This is a genomic window from Shewanella sp. 4t3-1-2LB (genome assembly GCF_017368415.1).
Taxonomy (GTDB): Bacteria; Pseudomonadota; Gammaproteobacteria; order Enterobacterales; family Shewanellaceae; genus Shewanella; species Shewanella fodinae.
In genome coordinates this window covers 21062-40118 of record NZ_JAFNJD010000019.1, presented here as the reverse complement: position 1 = coordinate 40118, position 19057 = coordinate 21062, and the positions used below count along the sequence as shown (strand labels likewise).

15 protein-coding genes and 1 tRNA gene are annotated in these 19057 nt (G+C 51.1%); 8 read left to right on the top strand and 8 right to left on the bottom strand.

Features of this window, described 5'->3' with window-relative positions:
• Positions 1 to 610: 610 nt before the first annotated feature.
• Positions 611 to 2254 carry a chaperonin GroEL gene (groL, locus tag J3L11_RS08820; RefSeq protein WP_133039342.1) on the bottom strand — a complete coding sequence of 548 codons (1644 nt, stop codon included), beginning with the start codon at positions 2252 to 2254 and terminating at the stop codon, positions 611 to 613.
• A gap of 55 nt (positions 2255 to 2309) precedes the next feature.
• Positions 2310 to 2600 (bottom strand): co-chaperone GroES, encoded by a 291-nt coding sequence (locus J3L11_RS08815; RefSeq protein WP_133039343.1) that lies wholly within the window; start codon positions 2598 to 2600, stop codon positions 2310 to 2312.
• A gap of 267 nt (positions 2601 to 2867) precedes the next feature.
• Between J3L11_RS08815 and J3L11_RS08810 the strand changes: the two genes are divergently transcribed.
• Complete coding sequence (locus tag J3L11_RS08810; protein ID WP_207570777.1) at positions 2868 to 4250, top strand: MATE family efflux transporter; 1383 nt, start codon at positions 2868 to 2870, stop codon at positions 4248 to 4250.
• 52 nt (positions 4251 to 4302) lie between these two features.
• Here the strand turns inward: J3L11_RS08810 and J3L11_RS08805 are convergent, their stop codons facing one another.
• Complete coding sequence (locus J3L11_RS08805; protein WP_133039345.1) at positions 4303 to 4821, bottom strand: FxsA family protein; 519 nt, start codon at positions 4819 to 4821, stop codon at positions 4303 to 4305.
• Positions 4822 to 5019: 198 nt separating this feature from the next.
• On the opposite strand from J3L11_RS08805, the gene cutA reads away from it, so the two are divergent.
• The 6 genes from cutA (at position 5020) to J3L11_RS08775 (ending at position 11648) form a co-directional block, all read left to right on the top strand.
• Positions 5020 to 5343 (top strand): divalent-cation tolerance protein CutA, encoded by a 324-nt coding sequence (cutA, locus tag J3L11_RS08800; RefSeq protein WP_133039372.1) that lies wholly within the window; start codon positions 5020 to 5022, stop codon positions 5341 to 5343.
• Positions 5340 to 7157, top strand: coding sequence for a protein-disulfide reductase DsbD (locus J3L11_RS08795; protein WP_207570776.1), 1818 nt, complete (start codon positions 5340 to 5342; stop codon positions 7155 to 7157). Before cutA ends, J3L11_RS08795 begins: the two co-directional genes overlap by 4 nt.
• 119 nt (positions 7158 to 7276) lie before the next feature.
• Entirely contained in the window at positions 7277 to 8887 is a 1611-nt protein-coding gene (locus J3L11_RS08790; RefSeq protein ID WP_133039347.1) for a cation:proton antiporter family protein, read from the top strand.
• A gap of 132 nt (positions 8888 to 9019) precedes the next feature.
• On the top strand, positions 9020 to 10174 hold the full coding sequence (galK, locus tag J3L11_RS08785; RefSeq protein ID WP_133039348.1) for a galactokinase: 1155 nt from the start codon (positions 9020 to 9022) through the stop codon (positions 10172 to 10174).
• A 26-nt stretch (positions 10175 to 10200) separates the two neighbouring features.
• Positions 10201 to 11250 carry an aldose epimerase family protein gene (locus J3L11_RS08780; RefSeq protein WP_207570775.1) on the top strand — a complete coding sequence of 350 codons (1050 nt, stop codon included), beginning with the start codon at positions 10201 to 10203 and terminating at the stop codon, positions 11248 to 11250.
• A 2-nt stretch (positions 11251 to 11252) separates the two neighbouring features.
• Positions 11253 to 11648, top strand: a complete 396-nt coding sequence (locus J3L11_RS08775) for a DUF2391 family protein (protein ID WP_133039350.1) — start codon at positions 11253 to 11255, stop codon at positions 11646 to 11648.
• A 10-nt stretch (positions 11649 to 11658) separates the two neighbouring features.
• Here J3L11_RS08775 and J3L11_RS08770 read toward each other — a convergent pair whose 3' ends face one another.
• From J3L11_RS08770 to fdhD, 3 genes are all read right to left on the bottom strand, one after another.
• Positions 11659 to 12090, bottom strand: a complete 432-nt coding sequence (locus J3L11_RS08770) for a hypothetical protein (RefSeq protein ID WP_133039351.1) — start codon at positions 12088 to 12090, stop codon at positions 11659 to 11661.
• Between the two features lie 328 nt (positions 12091 to 12418).
• Positions 12419 to 13402: an NAD(P)H-quinone oxidoreductase gene (locus J3L11_RS08765; protein ID WP_207570774.1), complete on the bottom strand. Its 984-nt coding sequence runs from the start codon at positions 13400 to 13402 to the stop codon at positions 12419 to 12421.
• A 323-nt stretch (positions 13403 to 13725) separates the two neighbouring features.
• Positions 13726 to 14556: a formate dehydrogenase accessory sulfurtransferase FdhD gene (gene fdhD / locus J3L11_RS08760; protein ID WP_189616633.1), complete on the bottom strand. Its 831-nt coding sequence runs from the start codon at positions 14554 to 14556 to the stop codon at positions 13726 to 13728.
• A 139-nt stretch (positions 14557 to 14695) separates the two neighbouring features.
• Between fdhD and J3L11_RS08755 the strand changes: the two genes are divergently transcribed.
• Positions 14696 to 14790 (top strand) — tRNA-Sec (locus J3L11_RS08755).
• A gap of 1874 nt (positions 14791 to 16664) precedes the next feature.
• Here J3L11_RS08755 and selA read toward each other — a convergent pair.
• Entirely contained in the window at positions 16665 to 18086 is a 1422-nt protein-coding gene (gene selA, locus J3L11_RS08745; protein ID WP_207570773.1) for an L-seryl-tRNA(Sec) selenium transferase, read from the bottom strand.
• A gap of 66 nt (positions 18087 to 18152) precedes the next feature.
• On the bottom strand, positions 18153 to 19055 hold the full coding sequence (gene fdhE / locus J3L11_RS08740) for a formate dehydrogenase accessory protein FdhE (protein WP_207570772.1): 903 nt from the start codon (positions 19053 to 19055) through the stop codon (positions 18153 to 18155).
• Positions 19056 to 19057: the final 2 nt, after the last annotated feature.

Sequence of the window (19057 nt, the reverse complement as noted above, 5' to 3'; positions counted from 1 at the left end):
CATCTGAGCTGCCGCTATTGGGAGGCAGTGAGTATCAGTATTTCAAAGCGATCAAGGGAAGCATAGCCTTAGGTGTATGTTAACCAAACCATTGTTGTGTAACCGTCAGGCGGGGGTATGCTTACAGCAGGTAATAATCCCTACACGTTAACGTAGTAAAGCAAACAAAAACACCATTTAAAAACGCTGAAATTTATCTGGTATCGAAGATAGGTAGCGGCTGATAAGCATAATTAACCGCTGACAAGTAACACATTTCGCCTCCGGCGCGCAGCCGAAGATGTTATTGCAAATGCCAGAATGGCAAGTTTGACGGCGTAAACCTCATTACGTTTTGTAGGCAGACCGAAGTCGCCTTTCTTCGTTAATTGTCACCTGTCGGTGACGTGGGTTTAGCCCTTGATAGGCAGCATACTAGCGCCTAATTTGATCAAACTGATTACTTTCAATGCAATCAGGCGAAACATTCCCGAAGGAATGCCGTTGATCGGACTGGGTTCATCCGACCAACGGATTTTCGACTACTATTTTAGCAGAGGGCTAAGCGGATAGGTTAGTATCCACTTACCGTGTAGCCTGCTAGGGTAGCGACCTTGCGACTCTCGTCGCACTACATCATGCCGCCCATGCCACCCATACCGCCCATGCCACCCATATCAGGAGCACCAGCTTCATCCTTTGGCAACTCAGCTACCATGGCTTCAGTGGTGATCATCAGACCGGCAACAGAAGCGGCAAACTGCAACGCGGAACGGGTGACTTTGGTTGGGTCCAGAATACCCATTTCCAGCATGTCACCATAGGTGTCGTTGCCAGCGTTATAACCGAAGTTACCGCTACCATCTTTCACTCTGTTAGCCACTACGGAAGGTTCTTCACCAGCATTGGCAGCGATCTGACGCAATGGTGCTTCCATAGCTCTCAGCGCGATAACCACACCGTGTTTCTGATCTTCGTTAAGTACTTCAACGTTGTGGATCTTAGACGCGGCGCGAACCAGCGCAACACCACCACCAGCGACCACGCCTTCTTCAACCGCGGCGCGAGTAGCGTGCAGAGCATCTTCCACGCGAGCTTTTTTCTCTTTCATTTCAACTTCGGTAGCCGCACCGACTTTGATCACTGCCACACCGCCGGCCAGTTTAGCCATACGTTCTTGCAGTTTTTCTTTGTCGTAGTCAGAAGTAGATTCTTCAATCTGCTGCTTGATCTGTACCACGCGGGCTTTGATCTGATCTTCAGCACCGTTACCATCGATGATGGTGGTGTTGTCTTTGGTCAGTACTACGCGCTTAGCGGTACCTAGATCTTCCAGAGTGGCTTTTTCCAGTTCCAGACCGATTTCTTCTGCGATAACAGTACCGCCAGTCAGGACTGCAATATCCTGCAGCATGGCTTTACGACGATCACCGAAACCTGGGGCTTTCACTGCTGCCACTTTCACGATACCGCGCATGTTGTTCACAACCAAAGTCGCCAGCGCTTCGCCTTCAACATCTTCAGCCACAATCAGCAGTGGTTTGCCTGATTTTGCCAAGCCTTCCAGTACTGGCAGCAGTTCACGGATGTTAGAGATTTTCTTGTCAACCAGCAGGATGTATGGGCTATCCAGTTCTACGCTGCCAGTTTCTGGTTTATTGATGAAGTAAGGAGACAGGTAACCACGGTCGAACTGCATACCTTCTACCACATCCAGTTCGTTTTCCAGTGCCTGACCTTCTTCAACAGTGATCACGCCTTCTTTGCCGACTTTTTCCATCGCAGTAGCGATGATCTGACCGATAGATTCGTCAGAGTTAGCAGAGATAGTACCTACCTGAGCGATAGATTTAGAATCTGAACATGCCTGAGACAAAGATTTCAGTTCTTCAACTGCTGCGATAACGGCTTTGTCGATACCACGTTTCAGATCCATTGGGTTCATGCCCGCAGCTACCGCTTTCAGGCCTTCGTTAACAATGGCCTGCGCCAATACGGTCGCTGTAGTCGTACCGTCACCGGCGGCGTCGTTGGCTTTGGAAGCAACTTCCTTTACCATCTGCGCACCCATGTTTTCGAACTTGTCTTCCAGTTCAATCTCTTTGGCCACTGACACACCGTCTTTGGTGATCAGCGGTGCGCCGAAACTTTTGTCCAACACTACGTTACGGCCTTTAGGACCTAGAGTGACTTTGACTGCGTTAGCCAGAACGTTTACACCCGCCAGCATTTTTACGCGGGCATCATTGCCAAATTTTACTTCTTTAGCTGCCATGTTGATTATCCTTTGATTCTTTGGTGAATTGGAATGACGTAATGGGTAGTGTGGTTTATTCCACAATGGCCATCAGATCAGATTCAGACAGGATCAGTACTTCTTCGCCGTCGATCTTCTCTTTCTTGACGCCATAACCTTCGTTGAAGATCACGACATCACCAACTTTCACATCCAATGGCCGCACTTCGCCATTTTCCAGGATCCGGCCATTGCCTACTGCCAGCACTTCGCCGCGAGTAGACTTTTCGGCCGCGCTGCCGGTCAGCACAATGCCACCAGCGGAAGTGGATTCCACTTCGAGACGTTTAACGATTACGCGGTCATGTAATGGACGAATATTCATTTATGGATTCTCCTAATGACGTTTTGCCCAACATATTCAGGCGAGTTTACAGGTTGATAAATACAGCAGCGATGAATCACTGCTGCCAGATGTAGCTCTATATGGGGCTAATTTTCAGAGTTCCAAGTGTCTACCGAAAAATTTTTTGAAATTTTTTCGGAGTACATCAGTGTTTGTGCAATCAAGTTTTGTCGCTTGCTTGCTTCCTGTTAGAATCGCCGCGCAACAGCAAATCCAATTTCTTCGCTCATGGAGTAGTAGTAAACGATGAGAGACAGACACGGGCTGCTGAGTCAGCCAATCGGTCGTGTGCTGCTCAACATGAGTCTGCCCAACATGCTGGGTATTTTAACCGTGCTCGGTTTTAACCTAGTTGATACCTTTTTTATCAGTCGCCTCGGTACTGAAGCGTTGGCCGCAATCAGTTTTACCTTTCCGGTCACCTTGATTATCTCCAGCATTGCCATTGGTATTGGTGCTGGCGTATCGACCAATCTCGGCCGCCTGATTGGTGGTGGTCATGCCCCCCAAGCCAAAGTGTTTCTGCACGACGCACTGTTGCTGACGTTTATAGTGATTAGTGGCTTGGCAACCCTAGGTAGCCTGTTTAACGACTGGTTGTTCACACTGATGGGGGCCGCCGCCGATATTTTGCCATTGATCCATCAATATATGCAGATCTGGTATATCGGCATACCGTTGCTAGTGCTACAAATGGTGGGCAATCAGGGACTGAAAGCCACCGGCGATACTCGCCTTCCTGCGCAAATACTGGCACTGGCGGCGGTGATTAACCTCATCCTCGACCCATTGCTGATTTTTGGTATCGGGCCATTTCCGCGATTGGAGTTACAAGGCGCTGCAATTGCCACTGTGGTGTCTTGGGTGGTGGCGCTGTGTTTTTCCGGTTATTTGTTGGTATTGAAGCGGCAATTGCTGGTGGCAGCGCCCATCTGTTTGCACCGCTGGTGGGCCAACTGGACACAGCTGGCTCATATCGCCCAACCAGCAGCCGTAATGAATCTGATGAATCCGCTAGCAAATGCACTGATCATGGCAATGTTAGCGCGTATTGATCATGCGGCAGTCGCAGCATTTGGCGCAGGAACCCGGCTGGAATCGGTACTGCTGATAGCATCGATGGCTTTGTCATCTAGCGTTGTGCCAGTTGTCGCGCAAAATCTCGGCGCCAGCCAAAAACAGCGAGCACGGGACGCGGTAATGCTATCGCTGCGATTCGTATTGGTGTTTCAGACCTTACTGTACCTGCCATTAGCATTATGGGCACAACCGCTGGCAGGATTGTTTTCGGACGATCCACAGGTGCTGGAATGGCTGACGTTTTATATCCAGGTATTACCGCTAGCTTACGGCCCCCTGGGAATGGTGATCATTGTGGCTACCGCGCTTAATGCCTATCACCGGCCGATGGCCTCACTAATGCTCAACCTGTGCAGGCTGTTTGTACTAATGTTGCCATTGGCAGCATTAGGGGCGTGGAGCCTAGGAGTTAAAGGGTTGCTGCTGGCATTACCAGTAAGTAACTTGCTGATGGGGCTGGTGAGTTACCTCATCGCCATGCGCATGAAAGAACCCGCCAAGATGCACCATCCCTGCCACTATCAGGACAACGATTGGCACAGTAAATAAAGGCAATTTAGGCAAGCTCGGCAAGCAAATCGTGGATGATGTTAAACGAGCATCACGGCCGTTTATCATCATCATTAGGCAACTGATGGCTTTCAGGCCGTTTATCCGATGGGTCTGGCTTATGTTCATACTCGCCGTCAATCACGCTGTCTTTATCCTGTCGTGGCGGTTCAGCAAACGGTGGTCGCCGATGTTTCGGTGCCATCACCACCCGCAGTTGCATGCGTTTGTAGAGAAATTTGGCAATGACAGCGCGGCAGAATGGGGTGAGAAAAATGACCCCGACAAAATCGGTCACAAAACCTGGGATCACCAGCAGTATGCCTGCGAGCGCCAACAGCATCCCTTCAACAATCTCTTGTCCGGGGGCTTCGCCCTGCGCCAGTTTACGTTGTACTGCCATCAGCGTATTCAAGCCCTGGCTTTTCACCAGTGAAATACCGACTACGGCGGTCAAGATCACTAAAGCAACGGTGTTGAATGTTCCAATAACATCACCGACCTGCATCAGCACCGACAGCTCCATCATCGGTAAAAATATCACTGCCACCAGCAAGATTAAAAAAGGCATGAAGATCTCGTTTACTCACTACTTGAAAAAACTTTATGGGGCCGCAAGGGTCTGAATTCAAGACCTGCGTAGCTGCCAAAGTTCACTGTTTTAGCAACTGCTTAATGCAACGACAGGACAAACAACGTAAAGTAAGCGCTCGGATTGTCCTGCTAGCACGGCCATCCGTTAATTAACAGAGTGACACAGATGAACAGTATAACGCCAGAATTCCTGTTAGTATTCTGCAGTTGCCCCGATCATGACACGGCATTAGATCTTGCCAGAACGCTGGTGGATGAAAAGCTGGTGGCATGTGCGCAGGTTTCTGCGGCAATAACATCGGTATACCAGTGGCAGGGGCAAAACTGTGAAACGACGGAAGTCAGCCTGCAACTGAAATGTCTGGCGGCGGTTTACCCGCAATTGCAGCAACGTGTGCTGCAATTACATCCTTATGAAGTACCGGAGCTGCTTGCGGTGAATATCCAGCAGGGGCTACCGGCGTATCTGGACTGGATAAAAGACAACACAAGATTATGAAACGACTCATCACCCTGCTGTTTGCCTCATTAATGTTACTACCGCTAGCACATGCCAGTGGCCTGAGTGACAAATTCCCGTTTCTTACAAGCGAGCCGGAACTGATGCCTGTAGACAAGGCATTCGCTTTTGATGCCGTACAGGACGGTCAAGTAGTCAAGGTCAGCTTTGTGATTGCCGATGGCTACTATATGTACCGTGACAAACTGCAGTTCGCGATTGAGGGCGGAGAGTTGGGTGATATCGCCAAGCCGCGCGGTGAAAGTCATCACGATGATTATTTTGGTAGTCAGGAAGTTTACCGCAGTTATGTGGAGATCCCCGTTGCCATCAAGCAAGCAGGGACAGAAGCCACGCTTAAAGTCACTTACATGGGCTGCGCTGAAGGCAAATTGTGTTTTCCGCCAACCACCAGCGCATTGGTGCTAAAACCAGTAGCCGAAAACGCGGGTAAACTTGCGGCGGCGACTGCGGAGAGTAGCAATAACGCCGCAACCGCAACCACTGTTGACGCAAGCGCCAAACAACCGCTGACCGAGCAGGATTCACTGCTCAATAAGCTGCTCCACAGTGACAGCAAACTGCTGACATTGCTGACCTTCTTTGTACTGGGTATTGGGTTGGCACTCACACCCTGTGTGTTCCCTATGTATCCCATCCTGTCCGGTATCATTGTCGGACAAGGGCAAAAAGTGTCGACTGCACGCGCCTTTACGCTATCAATGACCTATGTGCAAGGTATGGCACTCACCTATTCGATTCTCGGATTGGTAGTCGCTTCCGCGGGGATGAAATATCAGGCCGCCTTACAGAGTCCACCAGTGCTCATTGCCATTTCGCTGCTGTTTGTGCTGCTGAGTTTGTCGATGTTCGGCGTCTATGAACTACAGTTGCCATCCTCGTGGCAACAAAAGATGAATACGCTTTCTAATAAACAGCAGGGCGGCAAGCTCACTGGCGTATTTATGATGGGGGTACTTTCTGGATTGGTGGCCTCACCTTGCACCACGGCGCCGCTGTCAGCAGTACTGGTTTACGTGGCCCAAAGTGGTGATCTGCTGCAAGGCTTTATCACGCTCTATATTCTCAGTATGGGCATGGGGCTGCCGTTGCTGCTGATTGGCACCACGGGCGGTAAACTGCTACCCCGAGCTGGCGCTTGGATGGAGATCATCAAACATATCTTCGGCTTCTTACTGATCATGGTGGCAATCATCATGTTGGGGCGGATTTGGCCAGGTCTGGTGTCTGATCTGTTGTGGGCGGTGTGGGGCATTTGCCTAGCGGGTTATTTGATCCATGAAAATAAAACCACCGCTTTTACCTGGAAGCAAACCGTACGCGGCGTACTATTGCAACTACTGCTGATTGGCAGTTTTGCTTATGGTGTACAGTCGGTGATGTTGTCGCTGGGTTATGGCTACGGCAACACCGAGGTCAAGGCTGGAACAACAGAGTTCAAACACATTAGTACCTTAGCCGAATTTAAAACAGAGATTGCCAAAGCACAAGCTGAAGGTAAACCCGTGATGCTGGATCTCTATGCCGATTGGTGTGTGGCCTGTAAAGAATTTGCCAATATCACCTTTAAAGACGCCGCCGTACAGCAGCGGATGTCACAAATGGTGTTGCTGACGGCCGATGTTACTGCCATGAATAAGCAGGACGAAGAACTGCTGAATGCTTACAACGTCCTCGGACTGCCAACCCTGTTGTTTGTCGGTGCAGATGGGCAACTACGCGACGATTTACGCGTCACGGGCTTTATGGCACCAAGTGAATTTGCACCACATTTGGATCATTTGCTCAACTAAGCCGAACGTTTTACCAAAAAGGCGGCGTCTGCTACGAGCAACTCCGCCTTTTTATTTATGGTATTGAATGCCTTATAGTAGAGAGCAGGAACTCTACTTGCTTACGGTATCGCGTTACCATGGAACCCGCCATTCTTGTTATCACCCTTGCCTGTGGCCTGCTGGTCAGCCGGATCAATCTGCCACCATTAATCGGTTATCTCGCCGCTGGTTTTGTGCTTTACATCATGGGGATCCAGAGCGACAGTCTCCCGCTGCTAAACGCTCTCGCCAGCCTTGGGGTGACGTTGCTGCTGTTCGCTATTGGTCTGAAGCTGGATATTCGTAGCCTGTTTAAGGCGGAAGTTTGGGCTGGCTCAGGGTTACATCTGTTACTGTCAATTCTGCTGTTTGTGCCATTACTGAAGATTCTGGGCATAATCGGTCTGAGTCAGATCACCAGTCTTGGGGTAGAACAATTAACATTGCTGGCGTTCGCCCTGAGCTTTTCCAGTACCGTTTTCGCGGTAAAAGTGCTGGAAGATAAAGGCGATATGCAGACACTTTATGGTCGGGTCGCCATTGGTATTCTGATCATGCAGGATATCTTTGCGGTACTGTTTCTGACGATTTCCAAAGGGAATTTTCCGTCACCTTGGGCACTAGCATTACTGTTACTGCCACTAGTCAAGCCACTGATTTACCGCGCCTTTGATCGAGTGGGTCATGGTGAACTCCTGGTGCTGTTCGGGCTGGTCATGGCACTGGTTGTCGGTGCCTGGTTATTTGAATCTGTCGGGTTAAAACCGGACCTCGGAGCGCTGGTGATCGGTATTCTGCTGGCGGGACATGCAAAAGCCTCCGAGCTAGCCAAGTCACTGTTTTATTTTAAAGAACTTTTTCTGGTCGCTTTTTTCCTCACCATAGGTCTCAATGGCTTACCTAGCGCTAGCGACATTCTGTTGGCGTTGTTGCTGGCACTGTTGATCCCCTTAAAAATTCTGTTGTTTATCTGGCTGTTGACCCGCTTCAAACTGCGCTCGCGCACTGCCATGCTCAGTGCTTTTAATCTAGGGAATTTCAGCGAATTTGGTCTCATCGTCGCGGCAGTGGCAGCGGCCAAAGGCTGGTTGCCGGCACACTGGCTGGTGATCATTGCCGTGGCGCTGAGTATTAGCTTTTTACTAGCGGCACCACTTAATGCGCTGGTGGGCAAAGTGTATCAGCGCTTTCAGAAAAAATTGGTACGACTGGAGCGCAAGCCGTTGCACCCCGAGGATCGGCCAATCCCCATTGGTAATCCGCGCTTTCTGATCCTTGGTATGGGCCGTATCGGCAGTGGTGCTTATGATGAACTGAAAAACCGCTTTGGCGGTGAGATCCTCGGCATTGAACACAAGCAGGAGCTGGTGGACTTTCATCGGCAGCACGGTCGCAATGTGGTCAAAGGCGATGCTGCTGATACCGACTTTTGGGAAAAACTCGACCGCGCCCCCAACCTGGAACTGGTGTTGCTGGCAATGCCTTATCACGCCGGTAATCTGTTTGCAGTGCAGCAACTGAAGAAACTAGATTATCAAGGCAAGATCAGCGCTATTATCCAATATGGTGAAGATGCCCAGTCGCTTAAAGAGCTTGGCGTGCATAGTGTCTACAACTTGTATGAAGCTGCTGGTGCCGGTTTTGTCGATCATGTGGCCACCGAGCTGTTACCGCTGGCCTCCTGCGCCGATGATGCGCCCGCGGCCTGACCAGCGTTGAACCACGGTGATCGCCGCAAATCCTGCTAACGTTAGCCACAACAGTCGTGATATAACAGCAGGATAAATAAGTCTGTGCCAGACTTTGATAATTAAGTTGTTTTTTGTGGAATGACCCGAAAAATGTCGAACCCTGCACCCAGTGCGACCAAACTGTTTGTGAAGACATTTGGTACTAAACCCGATGCACTTTTCAGTGCTCCGGGTCGCGTCAATATTATTGGCGAGCACACCGATTATAACGATGGCTTTGTGTTACCTGCCGCCATCAACTTCCATACGGTCATTGCGGTAAAAGTCCGCAATGATGACCAATTTCGTGCCATTGCCGATGCTTTTCCTGACATCCGCCAATGGCGCTACGGTGCCGAAGGCCCAATGGTAGATGGCGACGGCTGGATCAATTATCTGAAAGGCTTTAGTGCTGCGGTGGCCCTGAGTGGCCTCCCCGCCAAAGGGCTGGATCTAGCGGTGGTGGGTAATGTGCCTGCAGGAGCTGGATTGGCCTCATCGGCCTCACTGGAAATCGCTTTTGGTACCGCCATTAACGATACCAGCCAATTGCATCTGTCACCACTAGCGGTAGCACAACTGGCCCAGCGCGGTGAAAACCATTATGTAGGCCATGCCTGTGGCATTATGGATCAGATCACCTGTGCCATGGCAGAAGAAGACTGCGCGTTGTTGATTGACTGTATGGATCTGGAATGCCAGCCAGTCCCTATTCCTGACAGCCTTAGCCTGCTGATCATCAACTCCGGGTTGCCTTCAGTGCAACACAGTGAAGACTTTAATGAACGGCGCCAACAATGTGAACAAGTGGCAGCCCATTTCGGGCTGGATACCCTGCGTCATTTGACACTGGCGCAACTGCAACAGCAACAGGCGCAGCTGGATCCCATCGCTTATCGCCGCGCTCACCATGTCATCACCGAAAACAACCGTACTCAGAAGGCCGTCCGGGCGCTGACCAAAGGCGATATTGAGCGGATTTCGCAATTGATGGCAGAATCTCATGACTCCATGCGTGATGACTTTGCCATTGTGCCGGAAGCGATTGATACGCTAGTACAGATCATTCGCCGCCAGTTGGGTAGTCATGGAGGGGTGCGCATGACGGGCAAAGGCTTTGGCGGCTGTGTTGTTGCACTGGTAGAACATGAATTTACCGACAAAGTCATTGCCGCCGTTGAACAGGAATATCACCACAGTACCGGCCTGGAAGCACAGATTTACCTGTGCAGTCCAACGGCTGGAGCTGCGAGAATAGGCAAGTAATTCATTACAAACACAGGCATTAACGAATGAATCAAGGACAGAGTGCTACCGTAAGATTCAGTGTACTGGAACCCTGGCAAGATCCGCGAGGCGGCGAAATCGAACGCATCCGCCTCGATAACGGGATCCTGGCATTGGAAGTGCTCAGTCTTGGCGGCATCATTCGTTCACTGTGGAGCCCTGATCGCGAGGGCAACCGAGCCAATATCGTGCTCGCGACCGATTCGGCCGCCGCTTATTTAGCGCAAACAGCCCACTTGGGCGCAGTCGCTGGTCGCTATAGTAACCGCATTGCTAACAGTCGCATCAACTGGCAGAACCACAGTTACCAACTGGACAATAATTTTCATGGGCATTGTCTACACGGAGGGCATGAAGGTTTCAGCCGTAAGTTATGGCACATGGGCACCCTGCCCGATGGTCTGCGCCTGACGCTCAATAGTCCGAACGGTGATATGGGCTTTCCCGGTAACTGTCAGGTACAGCTGGACTATCGTTTGGCGGGCAACAACCTCTATGTAGAATTTGTGGCGGCTACCGATGCCCCTTGTCCAATCAGCCTGACCCAACACAGCTATTTTAACCTGGATGGCAGTGCCGATATCCGCCAGCAGCAAGTGCAGTTAACCGCCGATAAAGTGCTACTGCCTGACGAACTCGGCATACCGCATGGCACCATGATGGTGGCAAATTCGGCGTTTGATTTGCGCCGTCCCGTCAGCCTTGGTGAACGCCTGCAACATCCAGAACTAGCTGCGACCAAAGGTTATGATCATTGTTACATTGTCGATAATCCACAAGGCACTTTGCAGCAGGTAGCAACGGTACATAGTCCACTTTCTGGGCGCCAACTGACACTGCACACTAACCAGCCTGGCGTGCAGTTCTACACGGCAAATTTCCTCGGTGGAACCACTGGGCGTCGCGGCAGCATATTGCAGGATCATCAAGGCTGGTGCCTAGAGCCGCAAATGCTGCCGGATTCTCCCAACCAACCGTTGCTGCCGGGAAATCCCTGGGTGTTGCCAGGGCAGACTTACCATCATATCAGTCGCTACGAATTTACCACCAGTTGACCATGAATTTCTATTTTAACAGCGAAGATTTAGGACAAATCAGTATCGGTGCATTTGCGTTATCGGTTCCAATTGCCTTTTCACAGGAGGCTTGGGATCTTGCTGCGTCGCTGCCCATTGGGAATCTGCTGCTAGTGGTAGGATTAAGCTTGGGATTTATTGCGCTGTATGCCTACCAGAGTGTGTTTCAGGCACGGATCCGCAGCCGAATACTGGTATTTTTACTGCGAATTATACTGGCATACACATTGACATTAGTGGTCGTCAGTATCGTGCTGTTGGCATTGGATAAATGGCCACTGTTGACGGAACCCTATCTGGCATTGAAGCGGACATTACTGATTGCCATGCCCGCTTCAATGGGCGCCATCATAGTCGACAGTTTCGACAAGGAATAATTACTGCAGATTACTCTTCGTAATCTTCATCTTCCCAACTGTCATCACTATCATCTTCAAAATCATCACCAATGATCTCGTCGCCGCTGTCTGCGTCATCATCGAGCTGCGGTACCGGCTTGGCTTTACGTACCGGGGCAGTGTCTTTGATGTTTGCCAGGCTGATCCGGGCAGAATGTTTCTGCATAAATTCAGCACGGGCAGATTTCCAGGCCCCCCCGAACTCACTTTCAGCAGCTTTTAACTGCTCATCACTCAGTTCGTGCAGGTTAGGCTTTACTAGGTCTTCTACATACTCAACGATAGCTTTGCGCTGTGCATTGTACAGGTAGATACGGCCAGCAGAGGCCTCGGGTAACTGATTGTCATGGATGACGATAGCGTTTCCTCGTGCGGTTCTCAGCTCGCCATACCAAACTTGTTTTTTAGCCGTGTTATACATATATGCCAATACCCTTAAATCAACACATATACCAAATTAATAAACCAGAGATGCGCACTTGAACCGATGTTTCCGTCCGCCGCAGTGCACCGGTAATCGCCGGAGCTCAGCCAGAGCGTATTCTTACAGAATCTTTTACAGAATCAATGGCAAAAAGGTGATTTTTCGAGCAAAAATGCCGTTTTTCTCACCCTATTTTTTCTGCCATCTGGCGTCAGATGGGAATTTAGCCTAAAAAGCCGCTAACGCAAACGAATTTGTGCGAGAAAAATCTTTTAATTGCTGTAAGCAACAAATTTTCAGCTGTTAACGACACAACAACGGCATCTCATCCTTCTAATGTCAGCACCACTTTACCCATATGCGCCCCTGATTCCAGCAACTGATGAGCTTCGGCGGCCTGCGCCAAAGGAAATACCTTATGAATCGTCGGTTTTAACTGTCCCCGTTCCAGCATCGGCCAGACCTGATGGCGCAGTTGTGCTGCAATCTCAGCTTTGGCTGATACAGATTGTGGTCGCAATGTCGAACCGGTCCAGATAATGCGCTTAGACATCAGCAATGCTACATCCACTTCCGCCATCCGCCCGTCACGGGTAGCAATGGATATCATGCGTCCGTCATATGCCAGTGCTCGCAGATTGGCATTAATATTTTTACCCGCGGCGACATCCAGCACGAGGTCAACACCACGCCCATCAGTAAACGCTAACACGGGGTCTACGAATACACCGTCATGGTAATCAAACGCCGCATCGGCACCAAGAGCAAGACAATAATCGCGTTTTTCATCGGTGCCACTGGTAGCAATCACCCGGCAACCAAACGCCTTTGCCAGCATAATGGCAGTCGACCCAATGCCACCAGAACCCCCATGCAACAACACGCTTTCACCACGTTTAAGCGCACCGCGCATAAAAAGATTGCCCCACACGGTGAAAAAGGTTTCGGGTAACGCCGCGGCCTCTAGCATGCTCCAGCCCTGCGGCAACGGTAGACAATGGCCGGCCCAGGTCAGCACATATTCACTGTAACCACCGCCCGGCACTAACGCGCACACTTGCTCACCAACTTGCCAACGAGTTTCACCTTGGGCGACCGCAGCAATCTCACCGGCGACTTCCAGCCCCAGAATTGGTGACGCTTCTGGCGGTGGCGGATAGCTGCCCTGACGCTGAAACAGATCTGGGCCATTAACACCCGCTGCGGCGACTTTGATCAACACCTGTCCTGTCGTAGGCTGTGGTACGGGCGCATCGGCAACATACAATACGGAGGGCTCACCTGGATTATCAAACTGTACCTGTCGCATCTCATATCCTTAATAGTGCTATTAGCATTGATGCCTCCTACTTTAGCCTTTAGCCGCGGATGCGCCAACACGTCAGTCATTGCCGCAAAAAAAAGCACCGCCTAGGCGGTGCCAAATCGTGCTCTACCAATAATCGGCCATTAACGCTGGTTCAGATAACCGATAGTCGGGCCGTTCTGCTCAATCTGCCAATATGGAAAGGCACCAGATAGTCTTGTTTAAATTGTTGCCAAGTCATGAATAGACTCCAAAAAAGTACAATATTCCCAAGGCAGCAGCTGTTAAGCCACTGCCCGCACGGTTTCTCAAACAGAGAATGCTGGTTAGATGGTCGTTACCGGCGCGAGCCTGTTCTGCAGCCGGAAACTGTGGCTGTAAACGTTGGCACGGCCATTACGGCAAAAACCGACGAGGGTGATATTGCTCTTTTCTGCCAATTCCGCGGCCAGTGCAGTGACGGCCGACATGGCGAACAGGATTTGAATACCGGCACTGGCGGCCTTTTGTACCATTTCAAAACTTGCGCGGCTGGTTAACAGTACCGCCACGGGCTTTTCTGCATTACGACGGGAAAATGCACCAATAAGTTTATCTAGGGCAATGTGCCTGCCAATGTCCTCGTATATATAGATAACTTCTCCTTTACTATTTAAACCTAAGGCCGCATGTGTCGCCCCAGTTAATTCAAAATTACTCTGTTTCATTTTTGCTGTAGCCAAAACAGAGGACAAAAACTCCATATTAAAAACTGCATCTGAATCAACAGTTTTTATAGGCTTCACCGCATCATCAAGCTGTGCAACGCCACATAAACCACAACCAGTTCGTCCCGCCATACTGCGACGATGTTCTTTCAAATCCACAAAACAACGTTGGGTAATTTCAATATGAATGATAATGCCGTTTTCGACACGTTCAACATCAATACCTTTGATTTCGTTGATATTTGACACGATTCTTTCTGATAAAGTAAAGCCGATAGCGAACTCTTCCAAATCCTGTGGGCTGGCCAGCATGACGGTATGTGAAATACCGTTATAGACCAGTGCCACTCGCACTTCGTTGGCTAATTTATCAGTTAATTCCGAACATTTATCTCGTTCAAAGAGGGTGATATTTTTTTCAACTACAACATCTGCGCAATTATCGTACATAAGCACCCCATGAACTACTGTATAATTAAAAACAAGTGTGCCAAAAATAAATTATTATTCTGATCACAAATGATGCTGGAAAATAAAACTTTCGTTGAATAATGTTCAATCATTACTTACTATCTCTGTGTCCTTCAGAGGAAGAACGTCGTCTCCGGTGAGGCGTCCGGATTTCAAATCCGGGTGGGGCTGCCAGCAGTCCCGGGTAGGTTCGACTCCTATGTTCTTCCGCCACTCTCCCAGATCCCGAAACAATTCCCCATCACGGATATCACGGCTGTTGGAACGGTACTTACGACGCGTGAAGCCACTGCGGTCAAAGAATTCCAACAATTGAATTGCCACTTTGCGCCCCAGCCCGACCAGTTCTTTAAACTCGGCCGTTTCCAGAGCGTCATGGTAACGAAAATGTTCGCGGATGGAATCGGCGATCTCACACAATCGAAAATTAAGCATGTAGCGGTCTTTAACAATGGCGCAAATGTAGCCCTGCTGTACCAACTGGATACAAAAAGGGCGAATACTGTCGGCATCAACAGCAAGTGCATCCGCCATGTCGGTCACCCACACTGGACCGGACTGCGACAACAGCCACGGCAGTAACTGTTGCCAGAAAGCTTGCGCTTCGGTAGAGAGCTGCTGTTTGTGCTGGGGTAAATGCAGCATGGTGCCGCGATTCAGCAAGCGCCCTTCTTGGATCAGCTGCTCGACCAACGCTTTAGCCACTACATCAGGGAGCGTACAGTGGCACATCCGTAATAGGCGACTCAGTCCAACGCCCAGCTGATCCGGCGCTTGCTGATGGTATTCTGCCAACACGTTGATAAAACGTTCACTTTCCTGTTTAAGCAACGCCGGAGCCACCAGCCATTGTGCAATTTTTTGCAGATTCGCCTGCGCCAACAACTGCTGTAATCCTGACTCATTCAATTGCCAGCGCCAGATGACTTCATCGACAGGCAGTGCTGCGGTTGTCGCCAGTTGTTGCAGCGCGGTCACCACATCGGCAGCTTGTGCCAAGGCCCACAAAGATTCCAGCCGTTGCGGTGTCCGTTTGCGGCGGTTTGGTACGCTGAGTGCCAACACTCGACCTGCACCTATCGTTTGCTTGCCTCCTGCATGACGCAGGATAATTCTATCGTTCTGACACAGCAGCAATGGTTGCTCCAGCACGAGCTCTGCCAACTGCCGACCTTGGGGATCGGGCTCCCCCAGTAACGACAGGTGCGCCTGCGTATGGTCCGCACCATGATGACAATGCACACTCTGCCAATGTCCCAAAGGCTCCTGCGCATCAATTACCACCACGGGCCGTTCGCTGGGGGCAGGAATTTCGATACTGCTGAGCCAGTCGCCCCGCTGTGGCAGCCGATGGCTATCAGTACCCACCAGGTTTAATGCTACGCGGTTACCCGCAGCGACGGACTGAGTTTCTTGTCCTTGCGCATGTATTGCCCGCACGCGCAGGGCACCTTGCTGCGCGGAACTGTAAAGCGTGTCCCCAACACGGACGCTGCCACTGATAAGCGTTCCGGTCACCACACAACCGGCACCTTTCACGGTGAAAGCCCGGTCGAGTGCCATACGGAATAACTGTCGGTCATCCGCTGCGTCGGCTGACAAGGTACAGATATGCTGGCGCAGTCCATCAATACCATCGCCCGTCAGCGCCGAAACAGGAAAAACACCGGCAGCCTCCAGTCCATGGGATTGCAGTAACAGTAAAACATCGTTAAGCACCTGTGCCTGACGCTGAGGGTCCACCAGATCGATTTTGGTCAGTACCAACGTCAGGCTCTGCAGCGGCAACAGTGCCAGAATTTCCAGATGCTCACGGGTTTGGGGCATCACCCCATCATCACAGCCGATAACCAGCAACGCATGGCGGGCATGGCTGACGCCTACCAGCATATTATTAATAAATTTTTCATGTCCCGGCACATCGATAAAAGCCAAGCGACTGCCATCGGGCATCGGCAAGAAAGCATAACCGAGGTCGATAGTCATGCCACGGCGTTGCTCTTCCGGTAGTCGGTCCGTATTCATGCCCGTCAGTGCTTGAATAACCGATGTCTTGCCATGATCCACATGACCGGCGGTTACTATGATCATAAGGCGGCCCCTAGAGTTTGCAGGTCGGTCAATAGTTCATCGAAATCGTCGGCACCACGCAGATCCAGCAGCAATTGGTCGTTGGCGATACGGCCTATCACCGGGCGAGTTGCCGTTTTGAAATGCCGTTCCAGCGCCAGAATAGAACCGCCGTTTGTGGCACTGAAGGCCAAAGCAACTGACGGTAGAAAAGTGTCTGGCTGCGAACCACTGCCCACTTGTGTGTGGCACGTAATACTTTGTAATTGGTAAGCCGGGGCATAGACGGCGGCTAGCGCGGTAATAAACCGTTGCGCCTGAGACTGCAGTTCCCCCTCGGTACGAGCAAACTTAGCCATGATAGGCAACTGCTGATCCAGCGTCTCCGGATTGAGGTAATGGCGCAACGTGGCTTCCAACGCCGCCAGAATAAGTTTGTCACAGCGCAACGCCCGCTTCAGCGGATGGCGCTGTAACTGATTGATCAGCAACTGCTTGCCAACGATCAGTCCCGATTGCGGCCCCCCCAGCAGCTTGTCTCCAGAAAAACTCACCAAATCCACACCATCGGCCAGCATTGCTTGCGGTGTCGGTTCCTGCTTCAGGCCAAAGCGACGCATATCGGTCAATGCCCCGCTGCCGAGATCAGACAACAGTGGCAATCCCCGTGCATGACACAATTTCGCCAGCAAAGCCTCGTCAACCGCAGAGGTAAAACCACTGATATGATAGTTACTGGTGTGTACCTTCATAATCGCGCCGGTGTTTTCGGTAACGGCCGCTTCATAATCGCGCAGATGCGTACGGTTAGTCGAGCCCACCTCCACCAACGTACAGCCAGCTTGACGCATAATGTCTGGAATGCGAAATGCACCGCCAATCTCCACCAGCTCACCGCGGGAAACAATCACTTCCTTGCCCGCGGCGACCGCAGACAACATCAGTAACACTGCCGCGGCGTTATTATTTACCACACAACAGGCATCGGCCCCCGTCAAGCGGTGGATAAGCTCGCTGACAGTATTGTCACGATGGCCGCGCTTACCCGCTTCCAGCTCAAATTCCAGCGGCGTGGGATAGCGCATTACGGAGGCCACGGCGGCCACGGCAGCCTCGGACTGCTGCGACCGCCCAAGGTTGGTATGCAGTATGGTGCCGGTCAAGTTCCAAACCGGCTGTAAACTATGGCGATGACTCGCCTGCAGTTGATCAGCCAAATACTTGAAAATCTCCGTATCGATACTCAGCCACTCCGGCAATTGCTGACTAGCAGCAATCTGCGCACGTGCCGCCGCTAGCATCTGGTTCAGTGCCTGTTTGAAAGCGGTTTTACCATAACGCTGCAGCAACGGCTGCAACGAAGCCATAGCCAATAACCCATCCATGGATGGCAATGCACGATAGAGCTTTTCAGGAGAATCAAATACTTGGGTCATCATCTGTCACAAATAGCAAACAATAAAGGGAGGGCCTACAGCCCTCCCGGGTGTTCAGGGCTGCCGTGCCTACGATTCATGCGCCAGCAGTAGTGGGTTCAGTGTGGTAGCACTGTACCCCTTATCACTCAGTTGACTGTCCAGTCCCAGCGAAGCCAGATCGTCTGCTACCACTTCCATACGCGGATCTTTGGCAACAAACAGCATCTTGGTATAACCGTGGCAATGATCGCAGGTTTCAATGCGAATGTTTGCCTGGTGGTCATCAAAAGCCCACAACGACAACTGTTTGGCGTCATCACAGTTAGTACACTGTGCGCGCACATAATGCCACTGTGTTTCGCATAAACTGCAATGCAGATAACGCAATCCTTCCCTTGGCTCCTCACGGATCACACTCGCCACCGGATGACTACCACAAACCGGACACAGTGCGGTCTGCTTAACCGCCGCGATATCCATCCGTGAAATCACCATAGGTGCCCAGTGCGCCCAATAAGCTGACAAGGCCGCCCACAGGAACAAGCTGTACTGGGCAGGAACATCGCTCAGATGCCCTTGCCGCAAGCTATTACCATAGGCCGCTTGTTGTTCAGGCGTCAGCGCCATCAATTCACGAATAACCCCGGCAACCGCTGCTGGGACTAATGGCAACATTTCACTTAACAGTGATTGCAGTTGCACCAGCCAGTAGTGATTGTCGGCGGTATATTGCAGTGATAATGGCATGGGTTGCGTCATATCCAGCTCAGGCGCGGGACCAAATTCCTGCGCCTCAGCCAATTTCAGCTGAGTGGCCACCAGCGACCGGCACAGCTTGAGATAGTCTGCCAGCGGCGACCCTTCGGCTAGTGTTTCCAGCCGTTCGGCCCGGTGACGATAAATATCCTGTGGCTTGGCCGCCAACAGCGGCTTGAGTGCCAAGGGCGATTTATCACCCAGACTCAACGGGATTTCACTGGCAAATGTCATCT